At 62.2% G+C, this 24,315-nt stretch carries 22 protein-coding genes; 14 read left to right on the top strand and 8 right to left on the bottom strand.

The genetic code is table 11. The annotated features are described in order from the left end of the window. Positions 1–52 precede the first annotated feature (52 nt). The 4 genes from K3177_RS11175 to K3177_RS11190 form a co-directional block, all read right to left on the bottom strand. Positions 53–1,024, bottom strand: a complete 972-nt coding sequence (locus tag K3177_RS11175) for a hypothetical protein (protein ID WP_221598319.1) — start codon at positions 1,022–1,024, stop codon at positions 53–55. Positions 1,025–1,178: 154 nt separating this feature from the next. After that, complete coding sequence (gene moaB / locus K3177_RS11180; RefSeq protein WP_221598320.1) at positions 1,179–1,706, bottom strand: molybdenum cofactor biosynthesis protein B; 528 nt, start codon at positions 1,704–1,706, stop codon at positions 1,179–1,181. Between the two features lie 11 nt (positions 1,707–1,717). After that, positions 1,718–3,436 carry a lytic transglycosylase domain-containing protein gene (locus tag K3177_RS11185; RefSeq protein WP_221598321.1) on the bottom strand — a complete coding sequence of 573 codons (1,719 nt, stop codon included), beginning with the start codon at positions 3,434–3,436 and terminating at the stop codon, positions 1,718–1,720. After that, entirely contained in the window at positions 3,436–4,215 is a 780-nt protein-coding gene (locus K3177_RS11190) for a uracil-DNA glycosylase family protein (RefSeq protein ID WP_221598322.1), read from the bottom strand. The genes K3177_RS11185 and K3177_RS11190 overlap by 1 nt, the downstream gene beginning before the upstream one ends. Positions 4,216–4,297: 82 nt before the next feature. Between K3177_RS11190 and K3177_RS11195 the strand changes: the two genes are divergently transcribed. From K3177_RS11195 to K3177_RS11225, 7 genes are all read left to right on the top strand, one after another. Beyond that, positions 4,298–5,944, top strand: a complete 1,647-nt coding sequence (locus K3177_RS11195) for an electron transfer flavoprotein-ubiquinone oxidoreductase (RefSeq protein WP_221598323.1) — start codon at positions 4,298–4,300, stop codon at positions 5,942–5,944. Between the two features lie 90 nt (positions 5,945–6,034). Beyond that, a complete protein-coding gene (locus K3177_RS11200; protein WP_221598324.1) occupies positions 6,035–6,865 on the top strand; it encodes a 4-(cytidine 5'-diphospho)-2-C-methyl-D-erythritol kinase in 831 nt (276 codons plus the stop codon). Then, the gene (locus K3177_RS11205) at positions 6,862–7,587 is read left to right on the top strand and encodes an N-formylglutamate amidohydrolase (protein WP_196846035.1); all 726 of its coding nucleotides are present in this window, start codon (positions 6,862–6,864) and stop codon (positions 7,585–7,587) included. Before K3177_RS11200 ends, K3177_RS11205 begins: the two co-directional genes overlap by 4 nt. Positions 7,588–7,677: 90 nt before the next feature. Next, the gene (gene ilvD, locus K3177_RS11210) at positions 7,678–9,525 is read left to right on the top strand and encodes a dihydroxy-acid dehydratase (RefSeq protein WP_221598325.1); all 1,848 of its coding nucleotides are present in this window, start codon (positions 7,678–7,680) and stop codon (positions 9,523–9,525) included. Between the two features lie 38 nt (positions 9,526–9,563). Continuing rightward, positions 9,564–9,920: a hypothetical protein gene (locus K3177_RS11215; protein ID WP_221598326.1), complete on the top strand. Its 357-nt coding sequence runs from the start codon at positions 9,564–9,566 to the stop codon at positions 9,918–9,920. Continuing rightward, complete coding sequence (locus tag K3177_RS11220; RefSeq protein WP_345725394.1) at positions 9,913–11,298, top strand: NAD(P)H-hydrate dehydratase; 1,386 nt, start codon at positions 9,913–9,915, stop codon at positions 11,296–11,298. The genes K3177_RS11215 and K3177_RS11220 overlap by 8 nt, the downstream gene beginning before the upstream one ends. Further along, entirely contained in the window at positions 11,295–12,491 is a 1,197-nt protein-coding gene (locus K3177_RS11225) for a class I SAM-dependent RNA methyltransferase (RefSeq protein ID WP_221598327.1), read from the top strand. The genes K3177_RS11220 and K3177_RS11225 overlap by 4 nt, the downstream gene beginning before the upstream one ends. Here the strand turns inward: K3177_RS11225 and K3177_RS11230 are convergent. The 4 genes from K3177_RS11230 to K3177_RS11245 are packed head-to-tail and all read right to left on the bottom strand — an operon-like array spanning position 12,488 to position 15,261. Then, positions 12,488–13,264, bottom strand: coding sequence for a hydrolase 1, exosortase A system-associated (locus K3177_RS11230; RefSeq protein WP_221598328.1), 777 nt, complete (start codon positions 13,262–13,264; stop codon positions 12,488–12,490). The genes K3177_RS11225 and K3177_RS11230 overlap by 4 nt on opposite strands. Next, entirely contained in the window at positions 13,261–13,938 is a 678-nt protein-coding gene (locus K3177_RS11235) for a hypothetical protein (RefSeq protein WP_221598329.1), read from the bottom strand. The genes K3177_RS11230 and K3177_RS11235 overlap by 4 nt, the downstream gene beginning before the upstream one ends. Before the next feature lie 8 nt (positions 13,939–13,946). Then, positions 13,947–14,249: a phosphopantetheine-binding protein gene (locus K3177_RS11240; RefSeq protein ID WP_221598330.1), complete on the bottom strand. Its 303-nt coding sequence runs from the start codon at positions 14,247–14,249 to the stop codon at positions 13,947–13,949. A 46-nt stretch (positions 14,250–14,295) separates the two neighbouring features. Continuing rightward, a complete protein-coding gene (locus K3177_RS11245) occupies positions 14,296–15,261 on the bottom strand; it encodes a GNAT family N-acetyltransferase (RefSeq protein ID WP_247714431.1) in 966 nt (321 codons plus the stop codon). Positions 15,262–15,282: 21 nt separating this feature from the next. On the opposite strand from K3177_RS11245, the gene K3177_RS11250 reads away from it, so the two are divergent. The 7 genes from K3177_RS11250 (at position 15,283) to K3177_RS11280 (ending at position 24,297) form a co-directional block, all read left to right on the top strand. Next, positions 15,283–16,797 (top strand): acyl-CoA ligase (AMP-forming), exosortase A system-associated, encoded by a 1,515-nt coding sequence (locus K3177_RS11250; RefSeq protein ID WP_221598331.1) that lies wholly within the window; start codon positions 15,283–15,285, stop codon positions 16,795–16,797. Beyond that, a complete protein-coding gene (locus K3177_RS11255; RefSeq protein ID WP_221598332.1) occupies positions 16,794–18,020 on the top strand; it encodes a pyridoxal-dependent decarboxylase, exosortase A system-associated in 1,227 nt (408 codons plus the stop codon). The genes K3177_RS11250 and K3177_RS11255 overlap by 4 nt, the downstream gene beginning before the upstream one ends. A 160-nt stretch (positions 18,021–18,180) precedes the next feature. Further along, on the top strand, positions 18,181–18,825 hold the full coding sequence (locus K3177_RS11260; protein WP_103023730.1) for an XrtA/PEP-CTERM system exopolysaccharide export protein: 645 nt from the start codon (positions 18,181–18,183) through the stop codon (positions 18,823–18,825). 14 nt (positions 18,826–18,839) lie between these two features. Continuing rightward, on the top strand, positions 18,840–20,357 hold the full coding sequence (locus tag K3177_RS11265) for an XrtA system polysaccharide chain length determinant (RefSeq protein ID WP_221598333.1): 1,518 nt from the start codon (positions 18,840–18,842) through the stop codon (positions 20,355–20,357). A 13-nt stretch (positions 20,358–20,370) separates the two neighbouring features. After that, entirely contained in the window at positions 20,371–21,408 is a 1,038-nt protein-coding gene (locus K3177_RS11270) for a P-loop NTPase family protein (RefSeq protein WP_345725395.1), read from the top strand. A gap of 4 nt (positions 21,409–21,412) precedes the next feature. Then, positions 21,413–23,083 carry a preprotein translocase subunit YajC gene (locus K3177_RS11275; protein WP_247714432.1) on the top strand — a complete coding sequence of 557 codons (1,671 nt, stop codon included), beginning with the start codon at positions 21,413–21,415 and terminating at the stop codon, positions 23,081–23,083. 14 nt (positions 23,084–23,097) lie between these two features. Next, on the top strand, positions 23,098–24,297 hold the full coding sequence (locus K3177_RS11280) for an XrtA/PEP-CTERM system-associated ATPase (protein ID WP_221598335.1): 1,200 nt from the start codon (positions 23,098–23,100) through the stop codon (positions 24,295–24,297). The last annotated feature ends 18 nt before the right edge of the window (positions 24,298–24,315 follow it).

Consider the following 24,315-nt stretch of genomic DNA (forward strand, 5'->3'; position numbering starts at 1 on the left):
ACATACAGCGAACAAAAAAGCTTCGCCAGTCTGTTTTCGCAAGCCTTGGCAGCTATCTCCGCGCATCTGTCCGCGGCGCTCCGAAGGGTGAGCGGGGTTGCGGTGCGGCCCGGTGCGACGAGCAGCGCACAAGCATTCGCGAGACGGCACAGGTTGACACAGTTGACAGGGTCCTGGGGCGTGCCGAGGCCAAAGGTTCACTAGCGGGTCGATCGGCCGTCTGGCATGCCAGCGTCATCATCTGCGCAAGAGCGGAAGGATCGACGCGTGGCTGCCGGACCCTGGTGGGCAGTCCGGGAGCGGTCGGCGAGGCGGGCCATCCACACACGGCATCGACAGTGTCGAAGGTGTCGACAAGCCGGCGATCCCATTCGTGCCCCGCGTCTTCCCGGGCCTGTGCGGCCACTTCGTCGCATTCGTCATCGAGACCACCCAGGAATTCAGCGCTGCTTTCGCTGACGGTCCAACCGCTCTCGTCGTCGTCCTGATCGTCGTCCTCCGCCGCGCCGTAGAACACCTCGAGCTCTTTCTCGCGATGATTGCGGCGAGCTTCATCGCCTGCCGCGGCGACAGCATCCTTGCGCACGGGCGGCAGGGCCAGTTCGCCGGTGGCAACGCAGTTCAGCAATTCGTCGAAGCGACCGGCATCGGCGCAGGCCGCATTGTCGCCTACCATGGCGTCGAGGCGTGCAAGATGTGCCAGCAAAAGCCGCGCATCGTAGCGCCGGCGCGTGCCGACGAGCTCCCCGCGATAATAGATCTGTTCTTCCACCCCTTCGATGGCGCGTTCTGCCAGAGCCTGAACCCCGTTTTCCCGCGCCAAGACCAGCGCAGCGGCCCAGCCACGAGCGAAGAACGGATCGCGGCGACGCAGGCGATAGGCCGCTTCGGCGGAGAGATCGACCGCGCGGCAGGCGGCGCGGGCATTCCCGTGAGCCGCCAGCCGGTCGAGAAAGCGCGCCTTCAGTTCGGGCGTCCAGCCGCGCGCCGGGACATGGGCAAAGGGTTCGGTAATGTCGGTCATGATCCGCGTCTCCTGTCGGGAATGGAAGCGAATCAGGTCTGTTATGCAGGCGGGGCCGAGTAGGAAAATGAATTCTTGCAGAGGTTTGGCTTGCCGATCGGTGGCGGCATCATGGGTTGCCGGGTCGCCCCCCGCTGCTTGCAAAAGGCGGAGGCTATCTTTCCCGGAGGCGGGGCATCAGTTCGACGAAGTTGCAGGGACGGTGGCGACTGTCGAGCTGGTGCGCAAGGATGCGGTCCCAGCCGTCTTTCACTGCGCCGTTCGAGCCGGGCAGGGCGAAGATATAGGTGCCGCGGGCGAGCACGGCGCAGGCGCGGCTCTGGACGGTGCTGGTGCCGATGGTTTCGTAACTGATCCAACGGAACAGTTCGCCGAAACCGGGAATGTCCTTGCTCTTGACCTTGTCGAGCGCTTCCGGCGTGACGTCGCGGCCGGTGAGGCCGGTGCCGCCGGTGGTGATGATGCAATCGATCTGTTCGTCGTCGATCCAGCGATGAAGGTGCGCGGCGAGCTGGTTCACATCGTCGCGGCTGATATCGCGATCGGCGAGTTCGTGGCCAGCATCTGCAATGCGCCGGGCAAGAATATCGCCCGACGTGTCATCGGCCGAGGTGCGCGTGTCGGATACGGTCAGCAGCGCGATACGCACTGGCTTGAAGGTGCGGCTTTCGTCGATTGGCATAAGCGTGTTCCTTACCTGGCCCGCGGAAACATGGGCCAGTCGTTTTCGGCCAGATCGACCCTGCTTGGCGCATCGGCATCCGCCTGGCGCAGATACATCCAGTAATTGCGCATCACGATGGCGACGTAGCCGCGCGTTTCCCAATAGGGGATGCTTTCCATGTAGAGCAGCGGATCGCCCTGATCGCGGATTTCACTTTCCCAGCGCGAAACCGGCGTGGGCCCGGCATTGTAAGCCGCCATGACCTTGGGCAGCTTGCCCTGCGTAAAATTGGACGAATTGAGGGATTCCAGCGTGCGCTGGCCGAAGGCGAGATTGACGGCCGGATCCTTCAGATCCGCGCCCGAGCTCATATTGATCGATGCGGCATATTCCCGCTGGGTGATCGGCATGATCTGCATCAACCCGATGGCACCGGCCGGGCTGACCACGGTTTCGCGAAAGTTCGATTCCTGCAAGGCATGGGCGAAGGCGAGGGCAGGGTCCACGCGCCATCCACCCACCGGTGCGCGGAAGGTGACCGGATAGCGCAGGCTGGGATGTGCCCCTTCGCCGCGCGGGGCATTATAGGCCATGAAGGTCTGCGCACCTGTGAGGCCCAGCGCACGCGAGAGCCGCGACAATGCGCCGTAATCTTTCGGGTCGCCCGTGCGGACCAGCCAGACGAGATCGTCCGCCGCTGCATCGCGCCGCCCCACTTCCGCCAGCATGACGGCCTGCCGGACTGCATCTTCCTGGCGCAGATGTTCCCAGTCGGCTTGAGTCAGGTCGGGCAAGGCGTGGGTCCGCGGAAGGTCGCGCCCCATCTGTTCGTGGGCCAGCATGCCGTAGAGGGTTTCCGGGAAGCGCGCTGCGCCGCGCAATTGTTCGGCAGCCTTTTCAGGGAAGCGGCAGCGGATGAAAGACCGGCTGGCCCAGTAATGCGCCGCTGCGGTCAGTTCGGGATTGGCGGAGCCGGACGCGCTGCGCTGGAAGGCTTCTGCGGCCTTGTCGCAATCGCCCAGCCGCCATGCGGCGAGCCCGGCGACCCAATCGCCTTCGGCGACCCAGGCACCACTGCCGCCATCGCGGGTCGTATCCGCCATGGCCCAGGCCTGCGCGTCCTGATTTTCGATGTAGTAGCTGAAAGCGACGCGGTAGCGCCATTCCGCCCGCGCATCGCGCGACAGCGTGGCATCCACACCGTCCAGCAGCAGGCGGGCACCATTCGGATCGTCATTCGTGATGCGTTCGAGGATCGCGGCCTTCACGCTTTCCGGCATCGTACCGTCGTTGACCGAACTGGGCCGGATACGCTTGGTCGACCCGGGCTGGCGGACGAGATTCCGTGCCGGGCGCAGATAGGGCGGGTTCACGAGCCCGCGCGTCTGGCCAAGGCGGACGATGGATTCCGCCTGCGGCAGCGCGGAATAGCGCGACAGCCAGCTTTCGATGCGCGGCAGTTCGATGCGCGGACTTTGCGGATGGAGGTAATAGGTCGCCAGTGCCGCGCCGTGGAGCGGGCCGTCATCGCGACTGGCCAGCATGACCTCGACCCTGTCCCAGTTCTGGCTGTCGATCGCTTCGAACAGCGAGCCGTAATAGGCGCGGTCGTCCTGCGAGAGGAGTTGCGGGAGGGAAGCTGCGTGCGACCGGGTGAAATATTCCACGCTCCCCTGCGCAAGGGCCGGGGCCGCGTGGAGGGAGGTGGTGGCGGCCAAAGCGGCGGCGGCGAAAATGCGAAGGGTCATCAAGTCCAGTCCAGCCATCGGTTCCAGAAAGTTTCCCGCCGGGCGGCCGAGCGGGCAAGGTTGCGCAGGTCAGGGGCGGCGAGCAGGGGGTAGATCTTGCCGTCACAGTCCAGCGAAAGGGGATCGCGCGCATCTTCGGGCGTCTTGCCGAACAGCGCGAGTTGCGCGCGTCCGAACAGGATCACGCGCTGCGGGGCGGCGAGCGCGATATGGGCCCTGACGATTTCGCCCAGACCGGCACCTGCAAGCTGACCCCAATCGGGCAGGGCCATTGGGGCAGGAAGGGCGCTGGCGATGTAGGCTTCGTGCTGGCCTATGCCCATTGCCGCGAGCATGGCATCGACGAATTTGGCGGCGCCGCCCGTCAGCAGTCCTTCGGCATCGTCATCGAAGGGCTGGGGCAGCAGCAGCATCAGCTTCGCGCCTGCCACGCCCCGCGGGGGAACGCGCCGATCGAGCGCGCCATCCGCCAGCGAAGCTTCCGACATCCACCATTCGCGAAATTTTTCGAGCGTATCGGGAAGAGCAGAGCGATCGATCTGTGTGGCCGCACCTTCGCCCTGTTCGAGCGCGCGTTGCAGCGGGGTCTTGCGCTGTACCGGGGGCGGTGCGGGCGGAGGAGGAGCCGTTACGGCATCGTCGGCCTCCGGCTCGATCAGCCAGCCACTCGGCTCGTCCAGAAAATCGGCATCGACGCCAGCCTCGCGCCACCAGTCGAGCGCGCCTTCCAGGCTTTCGAGCGCCGTGACATCGCGCGAATTCGGGGGATCGGCATGCATCATTACTTGGGCGCGGGTCTTGACCTCTAAAGCGCCACCAATCAAGGCATTCGCAACAGTAAAGCGACGAAAAGAGAGAGACATGAGCGAACGCGAATCCATGCCCTGCGATGTCGTGATCATCGGCGGCGGCCCGGCAGGCCTCGCCGCGGCGATCCGGCTGAAGCAAGTGAACGCGGAACTCGAAGTCGTGGTGCTCGAAAAGGGCAGCGAAATCGGCGCGCATATCCTGTCGGGCGCTGTGGTGGATCCGCGTGCGCTGGACGAACTGCTGCCCGAATGGCGCGACCAGGGCTGCCCGATGGCGGAAACTCCCGTGACGGAGAACCACCACTGGGTGCTGTCCGAAAGCGGAAAATCCGACCTTCCCGAGATGCTGCTGCCGCCTTTCATGAGCAATCACGGCAATTATACCGGATCGCTGGGCAATATGTGTCGCTGGCTGGCCGAGCAGGCCGAAGGTCTGGGCGTGATGGTCTTCCCCGGGTTTCCCGCCGCAGAAGTGCTGTTCGACGACAAGGGTGCAGTGACCGGTATCGTCACGCAGGACATGGGCATCGCCGAGGATGGCAGCCACAAGGCCGATTACCAGCCGGGCATGGAAATCCATGCGAAATACACCCTCTTCGCCGAAGGGGCGCGTGGCAATCTGACCAAGCAGATGAAGGCGAAATTCGACCTCGAGGGCGATTGCGAACCGCAGGTCTACGGTCTCGGCGTCAAGGAATTGTGGGACATCGATCCGGCCAAGCACGAGCCCGGCCGCGTGATCCATACGCAGGGCTGGCCGCTGAGCGAAACCGGCACCTGGGGCGGGGGCTTCCTCTATCACCAGGCCAACGGTCAGGTGGCGCTCGGCTTCGTGACCGCGCTCGATTACGCCAATCCGTATGTGTCGCCCTATCAGGAATTCCAGCGCTGGAAGCACCATCCCGACATCGCCGCGATCCTCGAAGGTGGCAAGCGTGTGTCCTATGGCGGGCGCGTGATCAACGAAGGCGGCTGGCAATCCGTGCCCAAGCTGGCATTCCCCGGCGGCGCGCTGATCGGCTGCTCGGCCGGTTTCGTGAACGTCCCGCGCATCAAGGGCAGCCACACCGCGATGAAGAGCGGGATGCTGGCCGCGGAGAGCATCGCTGCGGCGATCGCTGCCGGTAGCGAGCATACCGAGCTGATGGATTACGATGCCGCCGTGCGCGACAGCTGGATCGCAGACGAGCTCAAGAAGGTGAAGAACGCGCAGCCCGCCGTCGCCAAGTGGGGCGAGGATCTGGGTACGGTCATCGCGGGCATCGACATGTGGATGCGCACGCTGAAGATCGGACTGCCGATCACGATGAAGCATCACCGCGATTACGAGATGCTGGAGCGGGCCGACAACTTCAAGCCGATCGCCTATCCCAAGCCCGACGGCGTACTGAGTTTCGACCGGCTGACAAACGTGAGCTTCAGCTACACCAATCATGCCGAAGATCAGCCGTGTCACCTGAAGGTCGCGGACATGGAGCTGCAACGCGAAAGCGAGCTGGAGGTCTTCGCAGGACCGTCTGCACGGTACTGCCCGGCGGGCGTGTACGAATGGATCCTGGAAGAAGGCGCGGAGCCCAAGTTCCAGATCAATTCGCAGAACTGCATCCACTGCAAGACGTGCGACATCAAGGATCCGAACCAGAACATCACCTGGGTCACGCCCGAAGGCGGCGGCGGGCCGAACTACCCGAATATGTAATCGTCAGCGTCGCTTTCTCCATCATTGCGAGGGGGAAAGCGACGCGGCAATCCGGGCGATAACGCCAGGGATTGTTTGGCTTCGCTCGCAATGACGGGGAGTTGTGGCGTGGCTCATGTCGAAACCGCGTATGCCAAGATCAACCTGGCACTGCATGTTCGCAGGCGGCGGGACGATGGCTATCACGAGCTCGAGACGCTGTTCGCCTTCGTCGATGCGGGGGACGTGCTGACAGCCACCAGCGCGGCGCAGGATGCCGTCACGGTCATGGGCGAGTTCGCGGGCGGTCTCGACAATCCGTTCGACAATCTGGTGGCAAGGGCGCTGGGCAAGGTGCCGCGCGCCGACGGGCTCAGGATCACGCTGGAGAAAAACCTCCCTGTTGCAGCGGGGCTCGGTGGGGGCTCGGCGGATGCCGGGGCCGTTTTTCGCATCGTGAAAGAGCTTCATGGTTTGCCGGACGACTGGCACGAGCGCGCAACTGCACTGGGCGCGGATGTACCCGCCTGTGTCGAAAGTCGTACCTGTATCGGGCGCGGCACCGGCACCGACCTCGAACCGGCAGATAACAGTCTGGCGGGCACGCCCGTTCTGCTGGTGAACCCGCGCGTCCCGCTCTCCACAGGGCCGGTGTTCAAACATTGGGACGAGAAGGATCGCGGCGCCTTGCCCGATGGCGATGCCCGCACGATCACTCTAGAAGGGCGGAACGATCTCGAAGCACCCGCCCTTTCGCTGTGCCCGCAGATCGGCGGGGTGCTTGCCGCTTTGCGCGGAACTTCGCCCTTTCTCGCCCGTATGTCCGGTTCGGGCGCGACCTGTTTCGCGCTGTTCGATGACAAGGCAGCGCGGGACGAAGCGGCGGAACGCATGGCCGCCGACCATCCCAGCTGGTGGCAGATGCGAGGAAAGCTCAGATGATCGACGGTCGGCCCTATCGCCAGGTGAATGTGGACGACATTCGACCCGGCGGATTGCTGGTAGTGGCCGATCACGCATCGAACCATGTTCCAGCGGGAATCGAGCTGGGAATCGATCCCAGGCTGATGAACGATCACATCGCGATCGATATCGGGGTGGAAGGCGTCGCGGATCGTCTTGCCCGCCGCCACGATCTGCCTGTGCACATCGCCACCGTGAGCCGTCTCGTTTGCGATTTTCACCGCAAGGAAGACGAACCGGCCGTTGTTCCGACGACCAGCGACGGGCACCTGATCCCGGGTAATATCGGCGCAGATGTGGAAATGCGGCTCGCACGTTATCATCGACCATATCACGACGCTTTGGCGGCACTGATCGAACGTGCCCGGCCGCGTATGCTGGTGGCAGTTCACAGCTTCACGCCCAGCCTGGCGACGAGCGACGAAGAGCGACCCTGGGAAGTCGCCCTGCTGTACAATCAGGATGAGAGAGCGGCGCAGCATGCCATTCGGCTGTTTCGCGAACAGGGCCTGACAGTGGGCGACAACCAGCCCTATTCGGGTAAGCAGCTCAACGCCACGATGGATCGCCATGCCGAGGCCAATGGCATTCCCTACTGCACGGTCGAGATACGACAGGATCAGATCGATACGGCCGCAGGGCAGGCGCGCTGGGCGGTAATGCTGGCAGACATCATGGGTCGCGTCGCGCTGGAGGTGTAAAGCCGAGCTTGGCCGGACCACGGGCATTCTTCCGTTAGCGTAGGCTTCGCTGTCTGCTAGGCTTCGCCTTGAAGCCAAGAGAGACCTGCCATGCCCGCCTATCGTTCCCGCACCACCACCCACGGCCGCAACATGGCCGGCGCGCGCGGATTGTGGCGCGCGACGGGCATGAAAGACGGTGATTTCGGCAAACCGATCATCGCGGTGGTCAACAGCTTTACCCAGTTCGTGCCAGGGCACGTGCATCTCAAGGATCTGGGGCAGCTGGTCGCCCGCGAGATCGAGGCTGCGGGCGGCGTGGCCAAGGAATTCAACACTATCGCGGTGGATGACGGGATCGCCATGGGGCATGACGGCATGCTCTATTCGCTGCCGAGCCGCGACCTGATTGCCGACAGCGTCGAATATATGGTCAACGCCCACTGCGCCGATGCGATGGTGTGCATCTCGAATTGCGACAAGATCACGCCGGGCATGTTGATGGCCGCGATGCGACTGAACATTCCTGCCGTGTTCGTCAGCGGCGGTCCGATGGAGGCAGGCAAGGTTGTGGTGAAAGGCAAGGAGGTCGCCCTCGACCTGGTGGATGCCATGGTCGCCGCGGCGGACGAAGCCTATTCGGACGAGGAAGTGACGGCCATCGAGCAGAACGCATGCCCGACCTGCGGCAGTTGCAGCGGCATGTTCACGGCCAATTCGATGAATTGCCTGACCGAGGCACTCGGTCTCTCGCTTCCCGGTAACGGTTCGCAGCTCGCCACGCATGCCGACCGCAAAGGTCTGTTCGAACGGGCAGGGCGGCTGGTGGTGACGCTGGCGAAGCGATATTACGAGGAGGATGACGAGAGCGTCCTGCCACGTTCCATCGCCAGCTTCGAAGCGTTCGAGAACGCGATGAGCCTCGACATCGCGATGGGCGGCTCGACGAATACCGTGCTGCACCTGCTTGCTGCCGCGCATGAGGCGGGGGTCGATTTCACCATGAAGGACATCGACAGGTTGAGCCGTCATGTCCCCTGCCTGTCGAAGGTCGCACCGGCGAAAAGCGATGTCCATATGGAGGATGTCCACCGGGCAGGCGGCATCATGGCGATCCTCGGCGAGCTGGAAAAGGCTGGCCTGCTTCACACCGCGTTGCCGACCGTACACAGCCCGACCATGGCCGATGCGCTGGATGACTGGGACATTGGCCGCACGCAGAACAACAAGGTCCGCGAATTTTTCGCGGCGGCGCCGGGCGGGGTGCCGACGCAGACCGCTTTCAGCCAGTCGCGCAGGTGGGAAGAGCTCGATACGGACCGCGAAAACGGGGTTATCCGGAGCGCTGAACACGCATTCAGCAAGGACGGCGGGCTGGCCGTGCTCTATGGCAATATCGCGCGCGATGGCTGCATCGTTAAGACCGCGGGGGTCGATGAGAGCATTCTGAACTTCTCGGGCCCAGCCAAGGTTTACGAGAGCCAGGACGACGCGGTGACGGCGATCCTGACGGGGCAGGTTGTCGAGGGCGATGTCGTGGTCATCCGGTACGAAGGGCCGCGGGGCGGACCGGGCATGCAGGAAATGCTTTATCCCACGAGCTATCTGAAATCGAAGGGGCTGGGCGCAGCCTGCGCCCTGCTGACCGACGGCAGGTTTTCGGGAGGAACGTCAGGCCTGTCGATCGGCCACGTGTCGCCCGAAGCCGCGGAAGGCGGCGCGATCGCTTTGGTCGAGGAGGGGGACAGGATCGAAATTTCCATACCCGAGCGCACGATCAATCTTGCCGTGTCCGACGAAGTTCTGGCCGAGCGGCGCGCCGTCATGGAGAAGAAGGGCTGGCTTCCTGCCCAGCCGCGAGACCGGCGGGTCTCGCCAGCGCTGGAAGCCTATGCCGCGATGACGACCTCTGCGGCGCGCGGGGCAATCCGGGATGTGGGCCAGTTGAAAACGCGCTGAGACTTGCCCCCGAGCGCCGTGCGTGGCAGCGGCTACGCATGACTTTTCCGCAACGATCCCTCTGGGTTCTTCTGGTTGCATCGCTCGGTCTTGGAGCGTGCGAGGTTTCGCCCGAGATTGCGAGCGAAGGTGGATCAACGATTTCCTGCGCTCTGGGTGGGGCAACCGACTTCACCGGCGAATGCCGTCTCGTCGAAGTGAGCGATGGCAGTGCGAACTACCTCATCATGCGGCACCCGGATGGCGGTTTCCGCAGGCTCGCACGCGCTGAAACGGTGTCCGGCCTGGCCGAGTTCGACGGCGCGCAGGAGGCGGAAAGCTGGCGCGAAGGGGACGCGGTCGTGCTTGCGATCGGAGAGGATCGCTATCGCTGGGGCAAGCCCGTACGTGACTGAGCCTGTGCTCACCGTCGCCGAGATGCGCGAGGCGGAGAAAACCGCAATGGATCGCGGGACCAGCGAGTGGGAGTTGATGCAGCGCGCCGGGACCAACGCAGCGCAATGGGTCATGCGCATGGCTGCAGGGCGACCGGTCACGGTGCTTTGCGGACCCGGGAACAATGGCGGTGACGGTTACGTGATCGCGGACGTGTTGAGCCGGGCGGGGTACGAAGTGGACGTGATTGCGCCCGTGGAGCCGAAGAGCGAGACCGCTCGCAAGGCGCGGTCCGCCTTTCAGGGCAAGGTCACTCGCGACGGCGCTCTGCGCACAGGCGTGGCGGTCGATTGTCTGTTCGGGTACGGCCTGGATAGAGAGGTCGAGGAGCCATTCTCGAAAATACTGGAGAAACTGGCAGCATCACCCTGTTATAAAATAGCTATCGATGTCCCGAGTGCAGTGCAGAGTGACGCTGCGCGCGTGCTTGGGCCGCTTCCTCGGTACGACCTGACACTGGCTCTCGGCGCGTGGAAGCAGGCCCATTTTCTCATGCCGGCTATGGCAGCGATGGGCGAGAAGCGACTGGTTACCATCGGGCTGCAGTTCGAAGATGTTTCATCGACGGTTTCCGCCGCGCCGACGATAACTTCGCCCAAGCCCGATGCCCATAAATACAATCGCGGGCTGCTGGCCATCGCGGCGGGGGCAATGCCCGGCGCGCCACTGCTTGCCGCGGAGGCAGCCATGCCCGCGGGGGCGGGTTATGTGAAACTGTTCAGCGATCATTCTCATCCCGATGCGCCGGCCGAACTCGTGATCGAGCAGGGCAGCCTCGCCGATGTGCTTTCCGACGGGCGGATTTCGGCTTTGCTGATCGGACCGGGACTAGGCCGCGACGACGCGGCTCGTGAAAGGCTGGCCAAGGTTCTGGAAAGCGGAAAACCGGCAGTGCTGGATGCGGATGGGCTGCATCTTCTCGACCCGGAACTTCTTGCGATGGCCGACGCCAAGACCTTGTGCGTGACGCCTCACGAAGGAGAGCTGGCAAAACTCTGCGAGACGTTTGGCGTCACGGCGGAAAGCAAGCTCGATCGGGCACGCGCATTGGCGGATGTCACCGGCCTGACGGTGCTGGCCAAGGGGCCCGACACCGTTCTTGCGCATGACGGCATGACGTCATTTTTCCCTAGAGGCTCAAGCTGGCTATCCGTGGCAGGGTCCGGCGATGTACAGGCTGGGATCCTGGGTTCACGGCTCGCAACCCATGGCGATCCGCGGCGTGCAGCCGAAGAGAGCGTATGGCTGCACCACGAAGCGGCGCGCCTTGCATCCCCGGCATTTTCTGCAGGGGAACTTGCTCACGCAGTAAAACCGGCCATGGCGTCCTTCCTGTGAGTGAAACCGAAGAAATCATCCGCATTGCTGCGCGCGGCGATGGCGTCACCGCGTCGGGGAGGCACATTTCCGGCGGCGTTCCGGGCGACACCGTGGGCGAAGATGGCACACTGAGGGCAGGCCCGCATCACGCCGACCCGCCGTGCCGACATTTCCCGGTCTGCGGTGGGTGCCAGTTGCAGCATGTCGATGAAGAGGCGCTACGGCAGTTCGTGACAGACCGCGTCGTCGGAGCCGCCAGGGCTCAGGATCTCGACGTTGGTGAAGTGCTTGCGACGCAGCTCTCCCCGCCACGGTCGCGCCGACGCGCTACCTTGCATGCGCTGAAGACCGCGCAGGGCGCCGTGCTGGGTTTCCGCGAAAGCGGATCGCACCGAATTGTGAACATGCAGGAATGCCACATCCTCGTGCCCGAGCTTTTCGCCCTGGTCGAGCCACTGAGAAAACTGATCGGTCGTTATGGCGGCCGGCAAGCGGTCGACGTGGAATTGACGCTGGTCGATCAGGGCGTCGATTGTACGCTGAAGGGTATCGAGGCCGATGGGCTGGCGGCGGCGGAAGCTCTGCTGGACTTTGCGCGTGAGAATTCCCTGGCTCGCCTTTCTGTGGACCGCGGGTTTGGCCCGGAAACAAGCTGGGAGCCCGAGCCGCTTACCGTTGGGCTGGGCGACATTGCGGTGCCCTTTCCTCACGGTAGCTTCCTCCAGCCCACAGTCCATGGCGAGCGTGCACTGGTCGCCGATGCGTTGGACTTTCTGGATGGCGCTACGACCGTGGCCGATCTTTTTTCAGGCCTCGGCACGTTCGCCTTTGCTTTGGCGGGGCCGCGGAAGGTGCTGGCAGTAGAGGCGGCGCGCGATGCGCATCTCGCCTGCAAGGCGGCTGCGAATGGGCGGCAGATACCGGTGCACACGCTTCATCGTGATTTGTTTCGCAATCCGCTGCAGGCAGATGAGGCGAGCCGGTTCGGGGCATTGGTTCTCGATCCACCCCGGGCGGGCGCGCGGGAGCAGGTGGTTCAGATTGCGGCGAGCGAGGCCACGCGCCTGGCGTACATCAGTTGCAACCCTGTCAGTTGGTCGCGCGATGCCAGAGTACTGGTTGATGCGGGTTTCCGGCTCGAGAAGCTGCGGCCAGTCGGGCAATTCCGCTGGTCGACGCATGTCGAACTGACCAGTTACTTCACGCGCTAGCGGCGCAGAACCTCGAGGATTTGCGCGCGCAGCCACTCGCTCGCCTGCGGCGTCGAATAGGCATGGTCCGCACCTTTGCAGCGCCTTATCCGCGTGTCCGCAGCGTCCCATCGTTCATCGAACAACTGGGCCGTCCTGTCGGTCTCGGCCAGGAGGATACGAACGGGTCCCGTGAAGCCCGCTATGCCCGCGCGCATCTGATCGGCAAGCGAAGAGGGCGCGGATTGTTTCTTCGAAGCCTGGCGTAATCCGCGCGCGAGCTTCTTCAGATCGACCTGGCCAGACGCCAAGCGCAGCAGTTCCTTGGGGTTTTTCAGCTTTTCGACATAGCGCGAACGCACTGCAGCAGGCGGCGGTATGTTGTCGCCGTCGTTCTCGATCGTCCACGGATTGCTGAGCACGAGGGCGTCGCATTCGGCGCCGGCATTTAGCATGAGTGCGCTTGCCGCGTCGCAATTTCCGAAACCGACGACGCGTTCGACCTGCGGTGCCAGTGCACGAAATGCAAGAAGAGCGGCTTCCATGTCTTTGCTTGAATTGCGAAATCCGCGGTTTTGACCTTCGCTGTCCCCAATCCCTCGCCTGTCGAAGCGAAACACCGGAAAACCCGCACGGGCGATGGCGGCAGCAAGCCGAGCTTGAGAATTGAATGCGCCTGCACGAACTTCATTGCCGCCGCTGACGAGGAGCAGCCCGGTCGTTCCGGGCGCACTGTCGAGTGTCGCGCCGCAGCGCGCGTCCTGGCACTCGAAAGAGAACGCGAGCCGTTTCATTTGCTAGGGTCTGTTGCGACGATGGAGGCAAGCGCTGTGGCCTGTGCGAGATCGAAATCGTTTTCGGCGCGCAGCCAGAGCGGCGTTCCGCCCACATCCGCTTGTTCGACGACTGAATAGCCCGGCGGAGCAGCGAAATCTTCGGTTTCGAGCTCTGCAAACAATTCAGGGCCGAGCGGCCACCCGCCAAGCGTGATACCCCGTTCCCGGCCGGTTTTCCGGAGCTCTTCCGTGATTTCTTCCCGTCCGGCTTCCCGCGCGCTCAGGATGCGTGCTCGGAGCATGTTGCGAAGGATCTGCTGAGGTTTCGGTGGGGCATAGAGCCAGCCTTTACCGTCCTCCGGCACAAGCCAGCAGCCAGAGCGGACGGCGAGAATAGCGGTCGTGCAGAAAGTCTCCACCGCAGCGGCGATGCCGACCCGCCAATGGGCGAGCGACTGGTTGTCGAAATCCGCCAGACTCTCGTTCCATCCCGGCAGGTCAGGTAGAAAGCAGTCTACGCCGCGTGAATGGAGTTTCCGCATTGTTTCAACGATTTGGTGGCGCAATCTGTTCGCTTCTTCGAACAGGGGAGGGATAACCAATATCCGCTTTTCGCGCGCTTCGTCGAAACCAAGCACCATTTCCTCACCCACGCCGCCATCGGGCAATGGGCAAGACCAAACTGAATACATGGAGGAGGTCAGCCCTCGATCACCTTCGCTTCGGCAAAGGCAAGGAGGCCGCCGAAGTTTTCCAGCATCTCTCCGTCGACATCGTCATCCTCGATTATGATGTCGAGCCGGTCTTCCATTTCGGTCAGCAATCCGGCCACCGCCATAGAATCGAGCTCCGGCAGATGACCGAACAGGCCCGTTTCTCCAGTGAAGCTGTCTACCTGATCCTGATCGAGCCCGAGAACATCGCGCAGGATCGCGCGGAGCGTCTGGTCGATATCGCTGCGGCTCGGCCCGGTAGGCTCGGCTTGTGCGGTTTCGGCAATCATTGCTTCGGCGTTCCCTGTCGTTGGCCTTTCACTCGAGGCGAAGGCCTTAGCTGGGGCGATTGTGCGGTGCAAGGTGGCGTACAAAGGCCTTGGCGATGGCAGGCCAGGCTCGCGGCTGGCGCCAGTCGAGGCAGGTGAGCCTGAAACGGGGTCGCACCTGTTCCATCCAGTCGCGTTTGTAGGCATCGCTGCCCGTCCCGAAATCGACCAGTTCGACCCCGTCGGTATCAATGACATATTCGAATAGAGCGGCGCTGAGCGTCGTGCCGGCCGATAAGGCTGTCGCGGCTTCAATGTGCGCGAGCTTGTGAATATAGGCAGTGCCGTTTTCGACCGTCCAGAACTGCGCGGCGACAGGGACGCCGTCCGCGCGCGCAATGCCCAGCCGGATGCGACCGGCTGCGCCTTCGGCCGCTGCGAAAGCTTCGAGAATATCGGCCCGCTCTTCTTCCGGTTTCCAGCTTTCCGAATAGATCGCCTTATAAGCGGCCCAGGCCGTTTCATCGAAATGTGTGAGTATATCGACGTCGACCTTCTTCGCCTTGCGTTTGAGCGTGGTGCGCATTTTGCCAGGGCGTCCGGCCCAATATTCGGCAAATGTTCGGCCAGCTACGGGCAGAACGTGATTTTCATCGCATTGATCACGCAGCACAAACCAACCCGCATCTCGGAAAGTTTTCTCCAGTTGTTCCGCCGTGCCGTCCTCATCGGGAAGAGGGAAGAGTGTGACTCGATGCGTTCGCGACCGCAGATCGCGTGCTAATTCCTGAATTAATTGTCGAGACTTTCCAATAGGTCGCCACGTGAAGCTGAACCAATTCGTCAGCGAAGAAAGACCATTTGCGTGCCGTTGGAGCGGAACCACCACCCGGTCGCCCCGCCGTTCCACCATCGCGAACAGCGGGTATTCAAGCAGGGCGTACCATTCGAGCCTGTCGAAAGGGCTGCTGGCCGACAGATCAAGCCCTTGCAGTTTGGTAACCGTGTCGTGATAGCTGACTGCGATGTCCAACGGCTTTCCCTCGGAGCGTTAATGCCTGATCCCACGCCCTATCCGCTCGATCAACTGGCCGAGCGCGGGAGTGCACAGGCACCTGCGCTGGTGCTGCGTGATCGCACTCTTACCTTTGAGGAGTTGAGGAATCGTGTCTCGCTTCTGGCCGGATGGCTGGCAAGTCGTGCGGCCAAGGGCGATAGAGTGGCAAGCTGGGCGGCAAAAGGCGAGCTGACTTGTCTGCTGCCATTGGCGGCGGCGCGGGCGGGGCTGGTCCATGTGCCGATCAACCCACTACTCAAACGGGCCCAGGTTGCGCATATTCTGGCCGACAGCGGCTCGACCATGTTGATGGGCACGAAGGCGCGCCTGACGTCTCTGGAAGATGAAGATCTACCGCCGGGCTGCGAGGCCCTTGATGAAAGCGAAATATTCGGGTTGGCAGAGGCTGAAGGTGCCGAGTTGCCCCCGTCCCGCCACGATCCCGACGAACTGGCGGCAATCCTTTACACAAGCGGTTCCACCGGCAAGCCCAAGGGCGTGATGCTGAGCCACGCGAATATGTGGCTGGGTGCCGTCAGTGTGGCGAACTATCTCGACCTTGCAGCGGATGACGTCGTGCTGGCAGTCCTTCCGCTGAGCTTCGATTATGGCCAGAACCAGTTGCTTTCGACATGGTTTGCCGGAGCTTGTGCGGTTCCGCTCGACTATCTCTTCCCCCGAGATGTGGCCAAGGCCTGCGCAAAATATGGCGTCACGACGCTTGCCGCTGTCCCACCACTGTGGGTCCAGCTGACCGAGATCGAATGGCCTGCCGATGCAATCGCCGACATCCGGAGGCTGACCAATACAGGAGGGGCCCTGACGCGCGAATTGGTACGTGAACTACGCGCACTCTTCCCGGAGGCACGCCTGTTTCCAATGTACGGCCTGACCGAGGCTTTTCGCTCGACCTATCTCGATCCAGAACTGGTGGACACGCACCCAACCTCGATGGGCAAGGCGATACCCTTCGCGGAAATCCTTGTGGTCGATGACGAAGGCAAAATTAGCGCGGCTAACGAGGAAGGCGAGCTGGTGCACTGCGGGCCGCTGGTGGCGCAAGGATATTGGCAAGATGCGGGGCGGACTGCGGAGCGCTTCAAACCCGCGCCCGCTGGCTCGAGATATGGCGGAACGGCCGTATGGTCTGGCGACCGTGTCCGGCGGGATGAGGACGGATTTCTCTATTTCGTCGGGCGGCGCGACGCCATGATCAAGAGTTCGGGCAATCGTATCAGTCCGCAAGAGCTGGAAAGTGCTGCTCTGGCGACCGGATTGGTCGCAGAAGCCGTGGCCCTGGGAGTCAGGGACGAGCGGCTGGGGCACGCCATCCATCTGATCGTCAGGCCGACGCCGACTGCGCTCGACAGCGAGGAAGCGCTCGTGAAAGAGCTTAAAAAGGAACTGCCCAACTTCATGCAACCGCATGTCATTCACTGGCGCGACGTGATGCCGGTAAACCCGAACGGTAAGATCGACCGGACAGCCTTGGCTGCGGAGATCGGCGCATGAAGCCGCTGGGGCCAATTCCGCCTGGTTTCCAGGCGATCGATGGCGAACTGGCCATTGGCGGAAAGCCGGTGAGCCATTGGGCCGAGCAGGCCGGCAGAACCCCGTTGTTTGTGTATTCGCAGACACGGATAGAGCAGCGGTTCGCCGATCTTCGCGAAGCGATGCCAGATCGATTGAAGATAAATTATGCCATAAAAGCAAATAGCTTTGCGCCACTTCTTTCATTCGTGTCGAAGTTGGCCGATGGATTGGATATCGCCTCCGGTGGTGAACTGGAAATGGTTCGGGCGACGGGTTTCGATCTGTCTCGCGTGAGTTTCGCCGGTCCCGGCAAGCGCGATGTCGAACTGGAAGCCGCTATTACGGCCGGCGTGACATTAAATCTGGAAAGCGAGGCGGAAGCCGGTCGCGCAATTGCTATCGCCGAGCGCCTGGGCTTGACCCCATCGCTGGCGGTTCGGGTGAACCCCGATTTCGAACTTAAAGGTTCGGGCATGAAGATGGGGGGCGGGGCGAAACCGTTCGGCATAGATGCGGAGCGGGTTCCATCGCTGATCAAGAAGATTGTAGAAACGGGCTGCAATTTTCGCGGACTGCATATCTTCACCGGAAGTCAGGCCCTTTCCGCCGAGGCGGTAATAGACATGCAGGCCAAAGTCCTCGATTGCGCGGATCGCCTTGCGCGGGAAGCAGACGTTCCATTGCCCAAGCTCAACATGGGCGGCGGTTTCGGCATTCCATATTTTCCAGGTGACGAACCGCTCGACGTCCACGCTGTGGGGCAGGCGCTCGAGGCGCAGTTTGCCGCATTGCCCGACACTTTGGCGGATGCTGAACTTTTTATTGAACTCGGTCGCTATCTTGTTGGCGAAGCAGGAGTTTATCTCACACGCATTGTCGACCGCAAGGTGAGCTACGGCGAAACCTATCTCGTGACCGATGGGGGCCTTCATCACCAGCTGGCAGCCTCCGGCAATTTCGGCACTGTGGTACGACGAAACTATCCGGTGGCAATCGCGAGCCGGTTCGACGTGCAGCCGGAGGAAGAAGCCAATGTCGTGGGGTGTCTGTGCACCCCGCTGGACCGTCTGGCGGACAAGGCCCACCTGCCACGGGCCGAGGTTGGAGATCTGATCGCGGTCTTCTGCGCGGGCGCTTATGGTGCCAGTGCGTCACCCAGTGCCTTTTTGGGACAGGGTCCTGCAATAGAGATGCTGGTCTGATCAAAACCGACTAATGCAAAATCGCCGTGAAATCTGCGGTTTCGACGGCCTATGGCTAACAGTCTGTTCACCTATTTCGGGCATTAGCTGTTCCATAACGGGGAGTATCGGGCGCGCAACTCGTTCGATGCTTTCCAGGACGATGCCAGGGAAATGATTAATGCGCTTAACCCGAATTGCTTCGCTTACAGCCGGATGCGTTGCCGCTACGCTTGTTCTGGGCGGCTGCGCGAGCGGGCCTGAAACCGAGCTTCCTCCGGCAACCTTCGTCGCCATGCAGGAAGGTCCGGGCGAGGAATATGTGATCGGTCCGCTCGATGAGTTGACCATTCACGTCTGGCGCAATCCGGAATTGGGTGCCGAAAAAATTCAGGTGCGCCCCGACGGCCGAATTACCATACCGCTTGTGAAAGACATGCCGGCAGTGGGCAAGACGCCGTCCATGCTGGAGGAGGATATCCGCCTCCAGCTTAGCCAGTACATCGAAGATCCGCTGGTGTCGGTCATCGTCAATGAATTCGCCGGTACATTCAGCCAGCAGATCCGCATCGTGGGCGCGACGGAGAAACCGGCTTCGCTGCCGTACCGGGCCAACATGACCGTGCTAGACGCGATGATCGCGGTGGGCGGCCTTTCGGAATTCGCTGCCGGCAATCGTGCGAAACTGATCCGCTTCGACAAGCAGGTTGGAAACCAGCGCGAATATGCGCTGCGCCTGACCGATCTTTTGAAGCGCGGCGACAGCAAGGCCAATGTTCTCCTCCAGCCGGGTGATGTGATCATCATTCCCGAAAGCACCTTCTAGGGATCAGCCGGGGCATGCAGGAAGTCTTCGACGAGATCCGCAGCGCGCTGCATACGGTTTGGAACCGCCGCTGGGTCGCGCTCGGCGTGGCCTGGGTCATTTGCGTCCTTGGCTGGCTGGCGATCGCATTCATCCCCAACAGCTATGAAAGCAGGGCGCGGATCTACGTCGAACTGGAAGATGTCCTGTCCGAACAGCTCGACATATCCGGCGATGGCAAGCAGGCCATCACCAAGGTTCGCCAGACCCTGGTAAGCGGGGTCAATCTGGAACGGGTGATCCGCACCACGAAGCTGGGCGAGAAAGTGGTGACGGATGCGGAGATGCAGGCCGCGGTCAAGAGCCTGACGGAAAGCATCGTCGTCAAAAGCGAGCAGGACAATTTGTTCGAAATTACCGCCACCATCGGCAAATCTAACCTGAGCGATGCTGAAAATGCCGCGCTCGCCAAGGACGTGGTTCAGAGCCTCATCGACATTTTTCGGGAATCGAACGTAGCCGGCAATCGCGGTGAAGTTGCGAGCACCATCGCATTCCTCGACGAGCAGTTGAACGATCGCAAGGCCGAACTGGAATCGGCGGAGCAGCGCCGGCTGACGTTCGAGGCGCAGAACCCCGATCTGGTAGGCGGCACGGCAACGGTCGCGGGGCGTCTGCAGGGCATGCGCACCGAAATGCGAGGGGTGGATGCCGATATCGCTGCTGCGCAAAGCGCGCTTGCCGCCATCAATGGGCAGCTTGCCAGCACGCCGCGCAGCATCATGACGGCCGATAGTGGCGGTGCCCGTAACGCGCTGGCTCAGGCGCAGTCGCAGCTTGCCGCCATGCGCGCGCGCGGCCTCACGGACAGTCATCCCGATATCCAGTCGCAAAAGCGTCAGGTGGAAGCGCTGCGTGAGCAGGCCGCAAACGAACCTGCCGGAACCGGCGGTTCGCCCAACCCGGCCTACACGTCGCTTCAGTCCATTCGTGCCGAACGGCAAGCCAATGTCCAGGCGCTGGAGGCACGCAAGGCGGCCTTGCAATCGGACATCTCGGCGCTGATCGCAGCACAGGCGGATGAGCCAGCCGTTGCCGCCGAGGCCAACCGCATCAGCCGCGATTATCAGGTACTTAAAGACAAGTATGATGAGCTGCTGAGAAACCGTGAGGAAATGCGCCTTCGTGGTCAGGTTGAAACCGAGCGTAGTGCGTTCAAGTTCGAAGTCATCGACCAGCCGACAGCTCCGCGCAGACCAGCGGCACCCAACCGCCCGTTGCTCTTGTTCGTGGTCCTGATCCTCGGCATCGGAGCCGGTTCGGCCGTCGCCTTCGTCATGGGGCAGTTCACGTCGAGCTTCACTACATCCGATAAATTGCAGCGCACGCTGGACCTGCCGGTCATCGGGACCATTTCCCGATCGATGACCGACGCCGCACGGCGACACGAAAAATTGCGGTTGAAACAGTTTCTGGCTGGCGCGGGCGGGCTGGGGGCAGTCTGCTTCCTGCTGCTGGCAGTCGAGATGATCCAGGTCGGATCGGTGGCCTGAGGGGATCGTGTCAGTGAACAAGCCAACGAATATCGTACCGCCCAAGGAAGACGCGGGTAAGGAGAAAAGCGCATCGCTGTTCGAACGCGCCAGCGGTGCATTCGGTCTGGATGCTCTCGTTCCGGCAGCCGTGCCTAGCGAGCTTGACGGGGAGCAAGCGAAGAAGTTTGCACCAAAGCGCAAGCCGGAGCCGGCCTCAAAGCCTGTTGCAGAGACGCCCAAGCGGCGCGCATCCGACTGGATCGGCGAGCCGGCGCAGTCGGTAGATGTTGCTGCGCCGACGGTGGTAGCGCCTGTAGAGCCGGAAACTCCGGCCGTAATATTCACCGGTCCCAAACACGAAGTGGTGCGGTCGCTGCTGCGGGAGAACGGCCTGATCGATCCCGACGGCGGCGCATCGACGCTGCTCGAAGAATTTCGCATCGTCAAACGTCAGGTTCTGTCGGCTGCGAAAGCGGAGGGCAGCCCTCAGGCGCGCCGGGTGCTGGTGTGCTCGCCGCATCCCAACGAGGGAAAGACCTTCTGTGCGCTCAATCTCGCCATCGCTCTGGCAGGCGAGCGCGATCTGGAAGTGCTTCTCGTCGACGCCGATTTCGGCAAGCCGTCGATCATGGACAAGCTGGGCCTGGACGACGGCAAGGGCTTCATGGACGTTCTTGCCAATCCGGCGGCTCACATCGAAGATTTCGTAGTCGGCACCGATATTCCTGGGCTCTGGGTGCTGCCTGCCGGCCAGCGCACAGGCCGCGATAGCGAATATCTTGCTAGTGAACGCACCTGGTCCGTCCTCAACAGGCTGACACGCGGCGCCCCGAACAGGATCATCGTGTTTGACAGCCCGCCTACATTGGCAGCCACACCTGCCGCCGAACTTGCCAAGCACGTCGGCCAGGCGCTGCTCGTCGCGCGTGCGGACATGAGCAGCCGCGCTGCGCTGGAGGATGCCATCGATCTCCTGTCGGCATGTCCAGACATCAAGCTGGTGCTCAATGATGCGACATTCAGCCCGAGCGGACGCAAGTTCGGAAGTTACTATGGATATGGGGAATAACTCCATGTCTTGTAACGAAAAGGTGTCCTGGCTTGCACGTCGCCTGATGCTCCTTGGGATGATGGTTGCGGCGCCGTTGCAGGCGCAGACTTACTCGGGCGAAGATACGACCGCGAACGAGAGCGAAGCCCCCTCGAATGGCCGCGGACGCATGGCCATCGATCCGTACATCGAATTCAACAATATCGTCGCTTGGCAGATTTCGCCGGTGAGCGACGTGGTGACCTATACGCAGCTTGCAGCCGGCGTTGATGCAGCGATTAACGGCCGCAACAACGGCGGCAGCGTTTCACTGCGTTACGAGCGCAATTTCGCCCATCAGTCCGACGGTGCGGATTCGGATACTATCACGGGTCTGGCGCGGGGTTACGCCTCGATCATTCCGCGGGTGCTGACCGTCGAGGCAGGTGCGCTGGCAAGCAGCACGCGCGTCGATGCTCAAGGGCGCTCAGTGTTCAACCCGATCGTGGACGACAATCTGTCGACCCAGACCTATTCGGTCTATGCCGGACCCAACCTTCAGACACGCGCCGGCGATGTCGATATTAGCGCGAATTACCGCATTGGCTATACCCGCGTGGACGGTCTGGATTTCGTGACAGCAGGCGGAACGCCCGCGGACCTCTTCGACGACAGCATCACCCACAGTGCAACGTTGAGGGCCGGAACGCGCCCATACCGTCCTTTTCCGGTGGGCGTTGGCGTAGGTGCCGGCTTCTATCAGGAGGACGTTTCCAACCTCGATCAGCGGGTGCGCGACACTTATGTACGCGGCGATGTGACCGTTCCGATCACACCGACGCTGGCCTTCGTGGCGGGGGTCGGTGTCGAGGATGTAGAGGTGTCGAGCCGGGATGCCCTGCGTGATGCGGATGGCAATCCGGTGATCGACACAAACGGACGCTTCTTTACAGATCCCGCCGCCCCGCGTGTCATCGCTTACGATGCAAGCGGGCTGATCTGGGACGTAGGCGTCGTCTGGAGCCCCAGCAGCAGGACCCAGCTCGAGGCGCATTTCGGGCATCGGTACGACAGTGAAACATTCTACGGCAGCTTTAGCTGGCAGCCGAACCGCCGCAGCAACCTGCAGATTGCCGTATATGACGGTATTCAGGGCTTCGGTGGACGTCTCAACAACGCGATCGCAGCCTTACCGACCGATTTCAGTGTGATCCGCGATCCGATCACAGGCGAGCTGACCGGCTGCGTTAACACGGTCGACGGTAACGGCTGCATTGACGGTCTGTTCGGATCGCTGAGATCATCGGTCTTTCGCGGACGGGGTGTAGTCGCAAGTTACAGCAGGCAAATCGGCCGGATGACCGCCGGCATCGGGGCCGGATACGACCGCCGCCGGTTTATCGGTGCGCCGGGAACCGTGCTCGAGCTTGCGGATGGGGTAGTCGACGAAAGCTATTACGTGACTGCAGGCGTGTCCGGGCCAGTGGGCTCGCGGGCTTCCTTTGCCATCAACACCTTCGCCAGCTGGTTCGATAGCGGTGCGTTGGGAACGGATAGCGTGCGCGCCATCGGCGCCTCGGGAAGCTATACCGAAGAGATATATCGCAACCTTTCGGCACGTGCCGCCGTCGCCATCTCGATGCTCGACAGCGATCTTGCACCCGATAATTTCACAACTGCATCGGCCCTTCTCGGCCTGCGTTACGATTTCTGATAGGACAGCGCGCCATGTACGAAGAGTTCTACGGTTTCAGCGAGCGCCCCTTCCAGCTCACGCCCGATCCGGCTTTCTATTTCGAGAGCCTCACGCACAAGAAAGCGCTTAGCTATCTCGGCTACGGCCTCAATCAGGGCGAAGGTTTTGTCGTCATCACCGGGGAGGTAGGTTCGGGTAAGTCCACGCTTGTCGCGCATCTGAAGCAGAAGCTCGATGCCGAACGGATGACCGTTGGCGAAGTCGTGACAAGCGCCCTGGACGATGACGAGATGATCCACGTTGCGGCGCGAAGTTTCGGTCTCGACATCGCCGGCGGTGACAAGGCGGCTGCGCTGGCGGCGATCGAATTATTCCTCCACGAAGAGGCACGCAATGGCCGCCGTGTACTGCTGATCGTTGACGAGGCCCAGAATCTCTCGATTGGCGCCCTCGAAGAGCTGCGCATGCTGTCGAATTTTCAGCTGGGCTCACATCCGTTGCTTCAGACATTGCTGCTTGGGCAGCCAGAGTTCAAACAGCTTCTGGCCCAGTCGGATGAACTGGAGCAGTTACGCCAGCGGGTCATCGCCTCCCATCATCTCGAGCCGATGCAGCCCGGCGAAATCGAACCTTATGTGATGCATCGCCTTCAGCATGTGGACTGGACGGGTTCTCCGGAATTCGATGGCAGCATCTGGGTAAGGCTGCACAAGACGACGGGTGGGATACCGCGCAAGGTAAACCAGGTCATGACGCGCCTCCTTCTGCTCGGAGCCGTCGAAGAGAAATCCGTGCTGGACACGGACATGCTCGACGCAGTCGTCGAAGAGATGACTGGTGATGCCGCTGCGGCTGCCGAAGATGCAGCTGCGAAACCGCGTCCTGACCGGGATCTCCCCGCCGCAGACGCGATCGCCAAGGTGAAGGACGAAGCGCGGCGTCCAGCCGCCGATGCGCAGGGTGATGCGGAAACCCGCAACAAGGGCTTGCTCGACCACCAGATCGAAGCGATCGAAGCGGCCTTCGCGCACCGTGACAAGCACATGATGGCACTGCGCCGCGAAGTGGAGAAATTGGGACAGAGCAAATCGTCGGGCGAAGTGCCGGACGATCTCGGCCAGCGTCTTGTCGCTATCGAGGCCAGGCTCGACGAGCAGGAGCGGTCCTTGCGCCATGTCCTCACCATGATGATCGACTATTTCGAAACGCAGGGTTCGCGCGCAGCGGCCTGAGATGGCGAGGAGCGAGCG

It is taken from the genome of Qipengyuania pacifica, from assembly GCF_019711555.1.
In the GTDB taxonomy this organism is placed as follows: domain Bacteria; phylum Pseudomonadota; class Alphaproteobacteria; order Sphingomonadales; family Sphingomonadaceae; genus Qipengyuania; species Qipengyuania pacifica.